9 protein-coding genes and 4 pseudogenes are annotated in these 13,688 nt (G+C 69.3%); 4 read left to right on the forward strand and 9 right to left on the reverse strand.

The genetic code is table 11. The features are described 5' to 3' along the window. Positions 1 to 15: 15 nt before the first annotated feature. Positions 16 to 1,725, forward strand: a complete 1,710-nt coding sequence (locus ACFU8Q_RS12905; RefSeq protein ID WP_384451934.1) for a protein kinase — start codon at positions 16 to 18, stop codon at positions 1,723 to 1,725. A 12-nt stretch (positions 1,726 to 1,737) separates the two neighbouring features. On the opposite strand, the gene ACFU8Q_RS12910 is transcribed toward ACFU8Q_RS12905, so the two are convergent. The 4 genes and pseudogenes from ACFU8Q_RS12910 to ACFU8Q_RS12925 form a co-directional block, all read right to left on the reverse strand. Next, the gene (locus ACFU8Q_RS12910) at positions 1,738 to 2,379 is read right to left on the reverse strand and encodes a hypothetical protein (RefSeq protein WP_384451937.1); all 642 of its coding nucleotides are present in this window, start codon (positions 2,377 to 2,379) and stop codon (positions 1,738 to 1,740) included. Next, positions 2,376 to 3,059 carry a hypothetical protein gene (locus ACFU8Q_RS12915; RefSeq protein ID WP_384451940.1) on the reverse strand — a complete coding sequence of 228 codons (684 nt, stop codon included), beginning with the start codon at positions 3,057 to 3,059 and terminating at the stop codon, positions 2,376 to 2,378. The genes ACFU8Q_RS12910 and ACFU8Q_RS12915 overlap by 4 nt, the downstream gene beginning before the upstream one ends. Before the next feature lie 138 nt (positions 3,060 to 3,197). Continuing rightward, a pseudogene (locus ACFU8Q_RS12920) lies at positions 3,198 to 3,404 on the reverse strand (acetylxylan esterase); the annotation flags it as partial. After that, positions 3,403 to 3,629: pseudogene (locus ACFU8Q_RS12925) on the reverse strand (transposase); the annotation flags it as partial. The pseudogenes ACFU8Q_RS12925 and ACFU8Q_RS12920, both read right to left, overlap by 2 nt. A 347-nt stretch (positions 3,630 to 3,976) precedes the next feature. Between ACFU8Q_RS12925 and ACFU8Q_RS12930 the strand changes: the two are divergent. Then, positions 3,977 to 5,725, forward strand: coding sequence for an alpha-L-fucosidase (locus ACFU8Q_RS12930; protein ID WP_384451943.1), 1,749 nt, complete (start codon positions 3,977 to 3,979; stop codon positions 5,723 to 5,725). A 260-nt stretch (positions 5,726 to 5,985) separates the two neighbouring features. On the opposite strand, the gene ACFU8Q_RS12935 is transcribed toward ACFU8Q_RS12930, so the two are convergent. Then, complete coding sequence (locus tag ACFU8Q_RS12935) at positions 5,986 to 8,601, reverse strand: alpha-N-acetylglucosaminidase TIM-barrel domain-containing protein (RefSeq protein WP_384451946.1); 2,616 nt, start codon at positions 8,599 to 8,601, stop codon at positions 5,986 to 5,988. Positions 8,602 to 8,798: 197 nt separating this feature from the next. On the opposite strand from ACFU8Q_RS12935, the gene ACFU8Q_RS12940 reads away from it, so the two are divergent. Beyond that, positions 8,799 to 9,968: an ROK family transcriptional regulator gene (locus ACFU8Q_RS12940; RefSeq protein WP_384451949.1), complete on the forward strand. Its 1,170-nt coding sequence runs from the start codon at positions 8,799 to 8,801 to the stop codon at positions 9,966 to 9,968. A gap of 110 nt (positions 9,969 to 10,078) precedes the next feature. Here ACFU8Q_RS12940 and ACFU8Q_RS12945 read toward each other — a convergent pair. From ACFU8Q_RS12945 to ACFU8Q_RS12955, 3 genes and pseudogenes are all read right to left on the reverse strand, one after another. Then, positions 10,079 to 10,534, reverse strand: a pseudogene (locus ACFU8Q_RS12945) (ROK family protein); the annotation flags it as partial. Between the two features lie 182 nt (positions 10,535 to 10,716). Then, positions 10,717 to 11,772, reverse strand: a complete 1,056-nt coding sequence (locus ACFU8Q_RS12950) for a tartrate dehydrogenase (RefSeq protein ID WP_384451951.1) — start codon at positions 11,770 to 11,772, stop codon at positions 10,717 to 10,719. Between the two features lie 172 nt (positions 11,773 to 11,944). Continuing rightward, positions 11,945 to 12,430, reverse strand: a pseudogene (locus ACFU8Q_RS12955) (LysR family transcriptional regulator); the annotation flags it as partial. A gap of 354 nt (positions 12,431 to 12,784) precedes the next feature. On the opposite strand from ACFU8Q_RS12955, the gene ACFU8Q_RS12960 reads away from it, so the two are divergent. Continuing rightward, positions 12,785 to 13,519, forward strand: a complete 735-nt coding sequence (locus tag ACFU8Q_RS12960; protein ID WP_384451954.1) for an HNH endonuclease — start codon at positions 12,785 to 12,787, stop codon at positions 13,517 to 13,519. A 27-nt stretch (positions 13,520 to 13,546) separates the two neighbouring features. On the opposite strand, the gene ACFU8Q_RS12965 is transcribed toward ACFU8Q_RS12960, so the two are convergent. Then, positions 13,547 to 13,688: excalibur calcium-binding domain-containing protein (locus tag ACFU8Q_RS12965; protein WP_384451957.1), on the reverse strand; the 142-nt coding region annotated here is incomplete at its 5' end.

Consider the following 13,688-nt stretch of genomic DNA (forward strand, 5'->3'; position numbering starts at 1 on the left):
CGTACCCTCATTTCCATGAACGCTGGGGGGCCTGTGCGCCGTGTGATCGACGACCGTTTCGAGCTGGTGGGCAGGCTCGGCAGTGGCGGGATGGGCATGGTGTGGCGGGCTCACGACCTGGCTCTGCACCGCGATGTGGCGCTCAAGGAAGTACGGCCTCCGGACCCCGCGCTCGCCGAGAACGACCCGGAGTCGGCCCGGCTGCTGCGCGAGCGGGTGCTGCGTGAGGCCCGTGCGCTGGCCCGGCTCGACCACCCGGGTGTCGTCACGGTGCACCACATCGTGGACGGCGGCGATCACCCGTACCCGTGGATCGTGATGGAGCTGGTGCCCGGCGCCTCGCTCGCGGAGCGCCTCGCCGAGGGAACACTGACCCCGGTCGAGGCCGCGGAGCTCGGCCGCGGGGTGCTGTCGGCGCTGCGCGCCGCCCACGCCGCGGGAATTCTGCACCGGGACGTCAAGCCCGCCAACGTACTGCTGCGGGCCGACGGCAGCCCGGTGCTCACCGACTTCGGCATCGCGGCGATCCGCGAGTCCACCAGCCTGACGGCGACCGGCTCCATCATCGGCTCCCCCGACTACATGGCGCCGGAGCGGATTCGCGGTGCGGAGGGCGACCCCTCGTCGGACCTGTGGTCACTCGGCATGATGCTGTACGTCGCGGTGGAGGGCCGGCATCCGCTGCGCAGGGCGACGACGCTGGCGACCCTTGCGGCCGTGCTCGACGAGGAGATCCCGCCGCCCCGGCAGGCCGGTCCGCTGGCTCCCGTACTGACCGCGCTGCTGACCCGGGACACGGCGGCCAGGCCCGGCCCCGAGGAACTGGACCGGATGCTGGCGGCGGTGAGCGCGCCTGCCGTGACGCCGCCCGGGCGGGACCCCCGGCTCCCGCAGGATGCCGTAGCGCCGCACCGGGAGCCGCTCACGCTGCGGGACGCGATACCGTCCGGCCCGACCACCGTCCTGCCCACCGCCCCCGTCCGGCGCCCGGCCGACACACCCGGGCCCGGTCGCCGGTCCGTCCCCACTCCCCCGCGTCCGGAGCCCGCGACGCTGGGGACCCAGGAGATCCGTCGCCGGATCCGGCGGGGCCGCGCCGTCGCGATCACCACCACTCTCGCGGGGACCGCCCTGACCGGCGTCCTGGTGTGGTCGTTGGTGCCCGACCCGGACACGAAGACTTCCGGCAGCACCCCGTCCGCCTCGGCCGGGGCCTCCAGCGGTCCCTCGGTCGCCGGGAACGACGAGGCGAGGGAGGCAAACGGGGCGCGGACCAAGGATCTGCTGACGCCCGCCGGGGCCCGGTCCGTCATCGCCGCGCTCAAGCCGGTGATGGGCGGCACCCGGATCACCTCGTTCTCGCTGTTCGAGGAGCACGCGCGCGTCGAGGCCCCGGTCGCGAAGAACAAGAACCTGTACGACGTCTACGCATACCGGGACGGCGAGGCCACCCGCGAACGGGCCGGCGGCACCCTCGCGCCGGGTGCCAGGTCCGTGGACCTGGAGAAGTTCGACTGGGACGCCCTCCCGGGCCTGATCCGCCGGGCGGACAAGGAGCTCGGTGTCGCCGAGCCCACCAGCCACTACGTGGACATCGATGCGGCCTCCCCGTTCGACGACTACCAGCCGACGCTCAGCGTCTACGTCTCGGACGAGTACGGCGGCGCCTACCTGCGGGCCGACATCAACGGCAAGGTGCTCAAGAAGTATCCGCGCAGCGGCTGAGCCCGATGCGACTCAGCCCAACACCCGGGCCAGCACCAGCAGTACGGCGGCGATCACCACGCCCGACATCAGTGCGCGGAAGCCGGCCGGTAGACCGCCGACGCTGCGCTCCACCTCGGCCGTCGGTGGGGTGAGGCTGTTCGCGCGGGCCAGCCACTCGCGCGGAGGGTTGTTGGGGATGACGACCCGCCAGGGCTGCTCGGGGTCGTACTCGACGACCGCCCTGGACCTGTGAAGCAGCCCCTGCAGGTCGAGGGGGTGACGGACCTCGATCCGGTACGGGGGCAGCTCGTCGGACACCACGGTCAGGTCGAAGGCGAACACCGACTTCACGACCTGCCCGTCGGCGGCCGGCCGGCCGTTCTCCTTGTTCACGGCCTTCACCCCGTTGACCACGGCAGGCGCGAAGGCGCGCGGGCCGCCGGAGCGCAGCCCGGGGGCGGCGATGCCCGACTTCATGTCCTCGGCCGCCTTGCCGAACGCCGTCAGGGCCAGGGCCGTCACGGGGAGCGCGAGCATCAGCAGCCAGCGGGGGCCGTCCACGGCGCCCTGGACCACTGCGGCCAGCGCGAGGCCGGTGCCGAGCGCGGACACCACGGTGAACAGCCTGAGGAAGCCGCGCAGGGAGGACGCGGGGGAGGTCGACGTGGTCATGAGAGGCGCAGCACCTTCCGGCGGGGGATGACGACCCTGGTGAGGGCCGGGTCGTCGGGGCGGTCGGCGTCGTACAGGGCGAGGACGTCCCGCCTGAGGGCGACGCGTTCCACGACGGCCGGGACCTCGTGGCGCACCCCGGCCGTGTCGTCGAACACCAAGGTGACCTCTCCGTACTTGCGGCCCACCGACCGCCAGCCCTCCAGCACCGCGTCGGCCGTGGTGTAACGGCGCGAAAGCCTGCGCAGCCCCGCGGTGCGCCGCAGGCTGACGGCCGCGCCCCACCAGGCGGCGAGGCATCCCGCGCCCGCGACGGACCACAGGATGACGAGCCAGGTCGAAACGGAGAAACCGCTGATCGGGAGGAGGAGGCTGAAGGACGGGGTGGTCTCGTACTCGACCAGGCCCTCCGCCAGCGCGTCGTACCAGCCGGCGATCGCGGCGACGGCGCAGAGCGCGACCATCGCCCCGGGCGCGGCCCGGTGCAGGAACCGGGCGCAGAGCAGACCGAGGACGACGGCCGAGCCCGCTCCGATGAGGCCGGACGCGGAAGCGAGCTGATCGCTGGCGCAGCCGCCGGTCCCGTCGCAGCTCCACCGCACGGAAGTGGCCTCGTGACTGGCGATGTACCACATCATCCAGACCTGCCACACCATCAGCGCGCAGGCGATGGCACGCATCGCCTGCGCATAGGCTCTCTGCCGCACTGTCCGCCCTTGTCCTAGCACCGTCGCGGGGCCATGACGTGCCCCGGTGGACCATATACGTGCTGTCCACACTCTGTCCGTGATCCACACCACCACCGGACCGCGACGCGCTCAGCCGGCCCATTCCAAGGTCTTCGGAACCCAGCGGAGTTGAGCGGCCTCCTGGAACATGGCGCCGCCTTCGTGCCCGTTGAACGGGTAGACCTCGATCTCCTTCTCACCCCGGTACGCGTTGTGGGCGGCGAAGACCGTGGACGGCGGGCAGGTCTGGTCCATGAGGGCGACGGAGAAGAGGGCGGGGGCGCGGCCCCGCGCGGCTCTTCGGCCGCAGGTCGTGCCGGACGTAGGCCCACTGGCGGCCGGTTCGGCCCTGGTAGAGGATCGCGTTCACGATCTCCCGCATCGCGTAGGCGCCCTGGTGGCCGCCGACCGAACGGTGCCGGTCCTTCCACGCCGTGATCAGCGCTCGGTCAACGACCACTGCTCGTTCGATAAGTCGCTTGGGTACGGCGTGCGTTCACTCGGCCCGCCACCCCAACAGATCACCGGCTGCGGACCGGCAGTTCCGCCCGCACCCACACCATCAGGCGACGACAGAACCACTCAAAGTCTTACGGACCACCCTCTGGCAGCAACGCCGGTTTCCTGGTCCGTTCCCACTGGGACCCCGGACGCTGAGGGCTCGCCCCGTCCAATGCGACCTGTCGATGACATACCTCCGATGATTTCAACTCTTTATCGCTGCAAGTGCCCTTGACAGGCTTTATTAGGCAGCCTCAAGATCAATAGAACCGATGTTTGAGTCTTCAGTCGGATGCCAGGAGATCCCACTCACACACGGCTGCAGAAGCAGCGGGAGGACAGGGACGATGCACCCCCAAGTCACCAGTTTGACCAGACGTTTGAAGGCGGCGTTCGCGACAGCCGCCCTCGTCGCCGGTTGTGCACTGGCCGTCGGCGGCCCGGCCCAGGCCAGTCCAGCCCCCAAGCCCATCGATGCCTACCCCGCAGCGATTCCGCTGAGCACCGACACGAACATCGCGAACTGGGAGAAGCTCCAGTTCGGCATGTTCGTGCACTGGGGCATGTTCTCCTCCTACGGTGGCTACTACAACGGGGTGCAGCAGACCATCGGCTACCCGGAGCAGATCAAGGCGTGGATGAACATCCCGACCTCCGACTACCTGGCCGGCGCGCACCAGTTCACCGCCGACAAGTTCGATGCCGCCCAATGGTGCGCCACAGCCAAGGCGGCGGGTGCCAAGTACTTGGTGCTCACGTCGAAGCACCACGACGGCTTCGCCATGTGGGACACCGCGACCACCGACTACAACGTCGTCGCTCAGACACCGTTCGGCCGTGATCCCATCAAGGAGCTGAGCACCGCCTGCCGCGCTCAGGGCATGGGCTTCGGTCTGTACTTCTCCATCATCGACTGGACGTTGCAGACCCCCGAGCCGTATCAGAACCTGAACCCGATTCCCGACTCGATGATGCCGTACATCAAGTCGCAGCTGACCGAGTTGCTGACGAAGTACGGGCAGCTCGACGAGCTGTGGTTCGACATGGGCAAGCCGACCGCCGAGCAGAGCGCGGAGATGGCGGCGACGGTGCACCAGCTGCAGCCACAGACCATGGTCAACTCCCGGGTCTGGAACAACAAGGGCGACTTCGAGGTCGGCGGCGACAACTCGGTGCCGACCAAGCAGCTGCAGGCGCCGTGGCAGTCTGCCTACTCGATCTTCCCAAGTTGCTGGGGTTACTGCACCTGGCCGAGCGCCGATCGCTCCGACGCCTCCAAGACGTCCAAGACCACCCAGCAGGTCAGGTCCCTGTTCACCGTGACATCGGGCGGCGGCAACTACCTGTTGAACGTCGGACCGCAGGGCAACGGCGCCATCGACGACTTCCAGGCCGGTGTGATGGCCGGAATCGGCGCCTGGAATGCACGCCACCCCAACGCCGTCGAGGGCGCCCGGCCGACGCTCTACGGCCGGATGTCCTGGGGCGACAGCACGATCAAGGGCAACGCGGTCTACCTCGGTGTGAGCAGCTGGCCGAACGGCGGTGGCGACATCAGGTTGCCCGGTATGGCCAGTACGATCCTCGACGTCACGGTGGACGGCACGGCTGACCAACTGCCGTACCGGATGGACGGCAACGATCTGGTGATCACCCTGCCGGCTCAGCCGACCGATGCCGACCTCCCGGTCATCAAGGTGCACACGGACGGTGCGCCGCTCGTGCGGCCGGCCGGCACCGCCGTCAGCGCGGACCGGCACTTCTCGATCGCCGCCGGTTCTCTGACCAGTCGGCTCTCACCCATCAACGGCGGCCGCAATGCGTCCTCCGTGACCGGGTGGCTGGCCGGCCAGGATGGCAACAGCGGTTGGAACGCGGCCAGGGTCACCGTGTCCGGCACGTTCAAGGCGGACACGAAGTACCGGATCACCCTCGGCGAGACGTCCGTGGTGGCCACTGGAGCGCAGCTGGCTTCCGGAGCGGTGGACGGCCTTCGGTACCGATCGCAACGGATCACGCCGATCACGATCGCGCTGGCCGACCCCGACTACTTCGCTGATCCGTTGGGGGCGACCGTCACGAACATCACCGTCGACGGGTACCGCGGGAACTCCTGAGCGTCCGATCCCGGTGCCGACTTCCCTCCCGAGCCGGCACCGGGGTCCTCTCTCCGGCTCATGAGCGCCGCGGGCGGTGGGGTGCACAGCGCCCTCACCACCCGCGGCGTTCTCACGGCCCCGACGACGTCTCGCGGACGGCCTCGGCGACAACGTCGACGAGCTGACCCGTCTTCTCGTGCACGGCGCGCTGACGCATCGCGGCGGTCAAGTTCCCTCGGGCCAGATGTGTTGCGCGACTTCACGGTGTGGCCGTTTGTTCAGGCGGGGAGGTTCCAGCGCTGCTCGGGGCCTGCTGTGCAGGTCCGGATCAGCAGGTGTGTGCCGTCGTTGCCGTCCCCTTCGGCGTGCAGGCACAGTCCTGACTTGGTGTTCTGCAGGGTCCGGTCTCCTCGTGCGGTCCAGGACTGGGCGGGGGTGCCGTTGCACTGGTAGAGCTGCACGACGGTGCCGTCCGCGGTGGAGCCGTTTCTGACGTCCATGCACTTGCCGTAGGCGCGCAAGGTGCCGTCGCCCGGGACCGTCCAGGTCTGGGCGGGGGTGCCGTCGCACTGGTTGAGCCGCAGAGCGGTGCCGTCGGCGGAGTTGCCGGCCGTGACCTCCACGCACGTGCCGTCGGCGCCGGTGACCGGTCCCGAGGGCGGCGGGGCGGGCAGGGCGTCGCGTACCGCGGTGGCCAGTGCCACCGGGTCGCCCGAGGCCTTGACGGGGTAGGTGTCGCGCTGCTGGTTCCAGGCGTTCTCGACGGCGAACCAGTCGATGGAGACCGGTGCCCGGCCGGTGGCCAGCGCGGTGTCGAGGGAGTCGAGGTACGTGGTCCAGCGCATGGCGTAGAAGTCGGAGACCAGCCCGGACCATTCCCGGTTGGCGTAGTCGCGCAGGCCGCCCGAGTCGCTGCCGGAGCGGTGGCCCCAGGTGGTGAGGATGGAGCGGGCGTCGAACTCGGCCGCCGCCTTCTCCGCCTCCGTGGTGCCCGAGGACTTTGCGTCCTCCAGCCAGGGGCCGAGGAGGAACCGGGTGTCGGTGGCGAGCAGCCGGTCCAGCAGGGCGAGGTCGCTCTTCCATTCGGCGGCCCGCTGCCGGAAGCGGGGCAGGTCCTTGGCGTCGTAGGCTGCCTTGATCTGCGGGAGCAGGGTCCGGCTGTGGTTGGCCAGGGCCTGGCGGGCGACGTCGACCAGGTCGAAGCGGTAGGCGTCTGTGGTCCGCAGTTCGGGTGCGACCTGCAGCAGTTCGGTCAGCGCCCGCTGCACCGTGCTCGGGTCGTAGCGCATCGCGTCGGGGCTCCAGCTGGCCGCCGTGGTCGCCGTCAGCCGGGGGCGGGCGGTGAAGAGGCTGTCCTGGGACTCGCTCCAGGTGCCGGACGGGGTGCTGTACGGACCGCCGCGCAGCAGTTCCCACGCCTTGGCGGCGTGCGGGTCCACGCCGCCGTAGCGGCGCTCCGCATACTGGGCGAACCATGCCTTGTGGTCCACCGGGCCGGTACGCCAGGCCAGTTCGGTGAACAGCTCGTAGGCGACGGGGTTGCCGCCGGTGCCTTCCGGCAGGTAGGCGATGCCCTTCAGCGCGCTGCCAGGCTTGGTGCGCCACTGGTCGAAGCGGTCGGTCCAGACAGCGGTGTTGGCGCCGATGGTGGTGTGGCCGCCGAAGTTGGGGATCGTTCCGAACGCGTAGGGCGCACCGTGCCAGGCGGCTTCCCGGTCGAGGCCGTTGTAGCGGTCGGACAGGCCGTCGACGATGAACAGCTTGCTCTTGTCGACGGCGTCGATGATGTGCGTGGAGGGGTTGTTCTGCCAGCCGAGCAGGGTCCAGGTGGCACCGGGGTGCGCCGTCTGCAGCGCGTTCATCACGGCCTTGGCGGCGTCGCCGATGGGGACGTCGCCCGGCCGTCCGCCCTCGTGGAGCAGGTCCATCTTGTACATCGTGGAGTCACCGAAGAGTTCGCGCTGGTGGCGGTAGAACGAGGCGGCGACCTTGGGGAACATCGGGCTGCGCGGGTCGAGCCAGTCGGGCCGGTCGAAGCCGACCCAGCCGCCCTGCGGAACGACAGGTCCGGTGGGGTTCTTCTCCGTGAACCGCGGCGGGACGGTGCCGTAATAGCCGGGCAGCACCGGGGTCATGCCGAGCTGGCGCAGTCGGTCCGCGATCCTGCGGCCGAGTTCCGCGCGGTCCTTCAGCAGCTGCTCGGAGACGGGGCCGCCGAAGCCGGACATGTTCTGCATCAGCCACCACGGCTGGTGTGCCGGGCCGGGGATCCAGGACCGGAGTTCGTCCTTGGAGTAGCCGAAGTCCTGGAGGGTGTCGTAATAGACGGCGTCAGCGCCCATCTGGACGAAGACCTCGTTCGCGCCGTGCAGGGCGAGCAGGTCGATCTGCTTCTCGTAGGAGGCCCAGTCGCGGTAGGCGCCGGAGTAGCCGTCGTCGGTGTCGTTGAGCGCGAAGCGGTGTGGCACCGAGGCGTCCTTGCGGACGGTGTCGGCGGGGGCGGGCAGTATGCGGGGCAGTTTCGCCGTGCTGTCGCCCGGCCATCCGAGGTCGACTTTCGCGGTGTACTTCAGGTACCAGTTGACGCCGCTGAGGATCACGGCCGGGCTGGTTCCCTGGACATGGAGATCGCCGGCACTGCCGGAGACGGTGAAGTAGTCGCCGGACTCGGGGCGGCTCACCGGGACAAGTGTGAACTGGGAGACGTGGCGCGGCAGCAGCCGTGCGAGCGTTGCCTTGGCCGGACCTGTGGCGAAGGCGGGCCGGCCGGCGGAGGTTACCGCGGCGGCCCCGGTCCGGGTGGCTGCAGTAGTGGCGGAAGTACCTAGGACCGTGGCCGGCACGGCAAGGGCCACGGCCACGAATACGGCGGCCCACGATCTCACTTTTCTCATTGGCTGCCCATCAGAGGGGGATTATTAATGGAGCGTTCGATAATATGGAGGCGGGTGCTGGAGCCCGTCAAGACACCGGACCGCTCGTTGTGGATCGGCTGGGTAGAGTGCCCAGCACGACAGCGAGGAGGGCGGGGGTACTGACGCACATGGCAGCCAGGAGAACAGCGGCGAACGGGCCGCATGTGCTTCGGCAGATGAACGTCGCTGCCGTCCTGGCGGCGCTGCGGGAGGCCGACTCCGCCGCCACCAGCGTCAGCGGCCTCGCCGCGGCCACGGGGCTGTCACGGCCCGCGGTGACGAGAGCCCTGGCGGACCTGCGGGACCGCGGCTTGGTGGAGTTCACATCCACGAGCAATTCGCTGCAGCCCGGACGGCCGGCCCAGTACGCCAGGTTCCGTGCCGAGGCAGGATATGTCGCCGGAGTCGACATCGGACCCCACAAGGTGCTGGTGGCGATCGCAGACCTCGCGGGGCGGGTCCTGACGGTCCACCGCGCAGCGGTGGACGCGGGCACTGACGGGCTGCAGATGTTCGATACCGTTCGCGCCGCACTGACCACCGCGGTCGTGGAGGCGGGAGTTCCGCTGTCCCACCTGTGGGTGGTGACTGTCGGCACGCCCGGCATCGTCGACCGGGACCGCGGCGAGGTACTGCTGGCTCCGAGCATCCCCGGCTGGGCCGGCCTACCCGCGGTGACGCGACTCCGCGACTGGTTGCACTGCCCGGTGTCCATCGACAACGACGTCAACCTCGCCGTCCTCGCCGAGCGACGACGGGGGGACGCAGCCGACGCCGAGACCGAGAGTCTGGTATTCGTGCAGTGGGGTCGGCGCATCGGCTGCGGCATCATCATCAACGGCAAGCCGTATCGCGGGCATTCGGCCGCCGCCGGGGAACTGGGCTTCATCGACCTGGCATCCGCCCCTGACGCACCTCCCGGACCGCGCCCCTCCGACGGCACGGGGCCGTTCGAGCGGTTGGTCGGGGCGGCGGCCATCCATCGGCTCGCCCTGGAGGTCGGCGCGCCGGCAGGCGACGAGGACGACATCGCACCGCTCTTCGAGGCGGCGGCGGCCGGTGACCAGGCAGCCACCGATGTCGTGGAGCGGGTGGCTGCCCGCTTCGCACGCGGTCTGGCCGCGATGCTGCTGGTGCTCGACCCGGACCGTGTCGTCATCGGTGGAGGAGTGTCCCGGGCGGGAGACGTCCTGCTGGAGCCGGTCCGCCGTCATCTGCACCTTCACGCCCTGGTACCGGTCACCGTGCATGCGTCGACGCTGGGGGAACAAGCCGTGGCGCTGGGCGCGGTGCGCCATTCCCTGGACGTTGCGGAGGAGCGGATGCAGGGAACGCCCCAGGTCTGAGCAAGCGCCGCGTGCACGGGAGCCCCGGGTCTGCCGGTGGGCGTATCCGCACTATCTCGCTGCGACGCGGGGGGCCCGACGGCGTCGAGACGGTCGAGCGTCAGGCGTACGGCGCCGATGACCACGGATTCCTCGCCGAGCGTGAACAGCGCGACGTGCGACGGGTCCAGGCAGAGTTCGGACAGCTGCGCCCGCAGAGGTTCGGCCAGGGCGTCGCCGGCGCGCGAGTAACCGCCGCCGATCACCAGCAGGTCCCGGTTGACCGTCAGGATCAGGGCTGCCGCTCCCTGCGCCGGACCGCGGGCGAACCGGCGCACGACGCGCTGAGCCTCGGTGTCTCCGGCGGCCGCAGCGGTGAACACCTTCTGGGCGTCTACGGTGTCGCGCAGTGTCGGTGTCGGCCACCCGACCGGTTCCAGGGCGACGCCCGCGGAGGGCCGGAGCCAGCCGGTCAGGATTCCGGCAACGATCGCGGTGAGCACCCAGAAGTACAGCTGTTTGTACCAGGGCTTGGACGGCGGTGCGGCAGGGGACTGGCTGGGGATGGTGGACGCGGTTGCTGCCATGGCGTTTCTCCTCGTCGAGGAACGTGGATGCAGCCGGGACGCGGTGCGGCCTGCCGGGGTGGCGACCGGTCGGGAGGCGCGGCTCGGTGGCGGACGGATACGGGTGTCATGTGCGGGACGGTCGTTCCGCAGGGGGCGGCCGGGGCGGGGTCGTCCGTGCCGCCCCCTGGCCGTGCGCGGTGTCAGAGCAGTTCGAGGAGTTTCTCGGTGAACTCGGTGGTGGTGGCGTCGCCGCCGAGGTCGGGGGTGCGCAGGTCGGTCTTGGCGAGCACCGCGGCGATGGCGTCGGTGACGTCCTTGGCCGCCTCACTGTGGCCGAGGTGATCGAGCATCATGGCCGCCGACCAGATCGCCCCGAGGGGATTGGCGATCCCGCGGCCGGCGATGTCGGGGGCGGAGCCGTGGACCGGCTCGAACATCGAGGGGAATTCGCGCTCCGGATTGAGGTTGGCGGCCGGGGCGATTCCGATGGAGCCGGCCACGGCGGCGGCCAGGTCGCTGAGGATGTCGCCGAAGTGGTTGGAGGCGACCACCATGTCGAAGCGGGCCGGGTCGAGGACGAACTTGGCGGCCAGTGCGTCGATGTGCTCCTGGTCCCAGGCCACCTGCGGACGGTCGGCGCCGCGCTCGGCGACCAGCTCGTCCCAGAACGGCATGGTGTGCACGATGCCGTTGGACTTGGTGGCCGAGGTGAGCTTTCCGCTGCGCTGTGCGGCGAGCTCGAAGGCGTAGTCGAGGACGCGGGTCACCCCGGCGCGAGTGAGCACGGCCTCCTGCACGGCCATCTCCTCCGGAAAGCCCCGGTTGAGCCGGCCGCCGATCTCGCTGTATTCGCCCTCGACGTTCTCGCGGACAACGACGAAGTCGACTTCTCCTGCTGCGGCGGCTCGCAGCGGGCTGTCGACTCCCTCGAAGACACGGATGGGGCGGAGGTTGACGTACTGGCGAAAGTTCCGCCTGATCGGGATCAACAGTCCCCACAGGGAGACGTGGTCGGGCACTCCCGGGTATCCGACCGCGCCGAGCAAGATGGCGTCCTTGTCCCGCAGCTGGTCGAGGCCGTCCCTGGGCATCATCGCGCCCTTACGGACGTACCGCTCGCACGACCAGTCGTAGGAGGTGTACGAGAGACCGAAGCCGTGGCGGGCACCGACGGCGTCGAGGACTTGCTGGGCGGGCGGCAGGACCTCGGCTCCGATGCCGTCGCCGGGGATGAGTGCGATGTGGTGGTGGGTCATGGCCTGATTGCAGCAATCAGGCCACAGGAGCGTCCAACACGCTCTGCCGATCTGCCTTATAAGCGATAACTATTAACGCTCGATGGCGGCAAGCGCGCAGGACAGGAAGGCCCGAGCGGCCGGCGACTGCTCAGCCCGCCGGCTGACCAGGACGATCCGCAGCGTCGTCTTCGGCATGCGAGATCACCTCCTTGCCGGCAACCCGCCCCGACGTCGCAAGGAGACCCAGCTCGGCAGCACCGGTGCGCACCATGTCGATGACATCGCGCGAGGTGAAGGCAGCCCGGATGTTCACGGACACACCGGGATACCGGTCGCTGAAACCACGGATCATCGCCGTCAACGGCTCCACGGCCTGAGACGGCATGGCGGCAATGTCCAGTCGCCCCTCACGCAGTTCGTGCACGGCAGCGACACTGGCGCGGGCCGTCTCCAGACTCCGCACGGCCGCCCGCGCGGGTTCGATCAACGCCGTCCCCGCCTCGGTGAGCACGGCCCGGCGGCCGATACGGTGAAAGAGACTGCTGCCCAGATCCCGCTCCAGCGCCTGAACAGCCTGGGAGAGCGACGGCTGAGAAAGATAAAGAGCCGATGCCGCCCGGTTGAAACCACCGTGATCCACGATCGCAAGAAAGTATTCCAGCTGCCGAACATCCATACCCCGCATCCTCGCGCCAGCGCCCAGCTCTTCTCTTTCGACCAGGAAGCCTCCCGGCGGGCAACAAGCCGGGAGGTCAACGCGGCACTGACCGCCTTGGTGGCTCAGAACCTGCCGGCCGTGGCAGCCCGGCAGCAAGCCTTCGGGAGATGGTGGGTGAAGCAGTGCCCTTGGTGGCGCCGCACGCCCCGCATGTGGTTGTTCTTGCTTCGTTCTAAGTAGCAGGGGCGGTAGGGCTCGAACCTGCGACGCGCGGTCATACGCCTGAGCGCCGCGCAGCGGCGCGCTGAGCAGCGGCGGACTGTCAGTGCCTCTCCATACGATGTCGTCCAACTGTGTGGTAAAGGGGTGGATGTGGCAGTAGCCGAGCAGGTGCTCAGTAGGGACCGGGGGAACCAGCCGCTCTGGGTGTGGATCATGGTCCTAACCGCCCATGGCGGTCGCTGCGTGTACTGCGACGAGAGGCCATCGGAAACCCTGGAGCACGAGGCACCGTTGGCGAGTGGAGCGGGGCGGGACATCTGGTGGAACCTCGTACCCGCCTGTGACCGGTGCAACGGCTGGAAACAGAAGAAGAGTGCAACCGAGTGGGCACGCGATATGAAGCTGCATCACGCCCACCCGAAGGCCGGCTTCGCCCGCAACGCACTTCCGCTTCACGCCGTCGAAGGGATTAAGGACCGCATAGCCCAGGTGCAGCGCGAGATACAGGACGCTGCCCGGCGTACGTGGTTCGAACGTCACTACGCACGCAGGAGCACACCGCGACTTCGGCGCGAGAAGCATGAGGAAGTCGAAGGGTGCACGAGGGCACTGACGCGCTACCCCTACCCGCCGTGGGAGTCGCCGGAGGGCGGGCACTCAGAGAAGGTCTGCATGCGCATCCTGTGCTGCGGATACCACCAAAAGGACTCCCTTCCAGTGTTCGTCACGTTGCCCAAGACTGATCGCGAAGACCTGGAGCGGATGGCGTATGCGAAGGGGCTGTGGATCGGAGACCTGATCGGCACTCTGCTGAAGCCGGCACTCGAAGAGTGGCGCCAGTCTCAACCTGCCGACGATGGCGAAGACCCTCAAGGCGGCGCATAGCCGCCCCTCTGTCCAGCCCAGTGCGGGTCACCCCCACTCGCACCCGATCCCGTCCCCGTCTCGGTCGAGATGCGGCCGCGCGGCCTCGTGGAGGTCGTATTGCCGATACCGTGCGGTGTCTACGGCGTCAAATAGCGGGCGCCGAAATCTGGAGGCTCCACCCCATGCT

It is taken from the genome of Streptomyces sp. NPDC057543 (assembly GCF_042801895.1).
Taxonomy (GTDB): Bacteria; Actinomycetota; Actinomycetes; order Streptomycetales; family Streptomycetaceae; genus Streptomyces.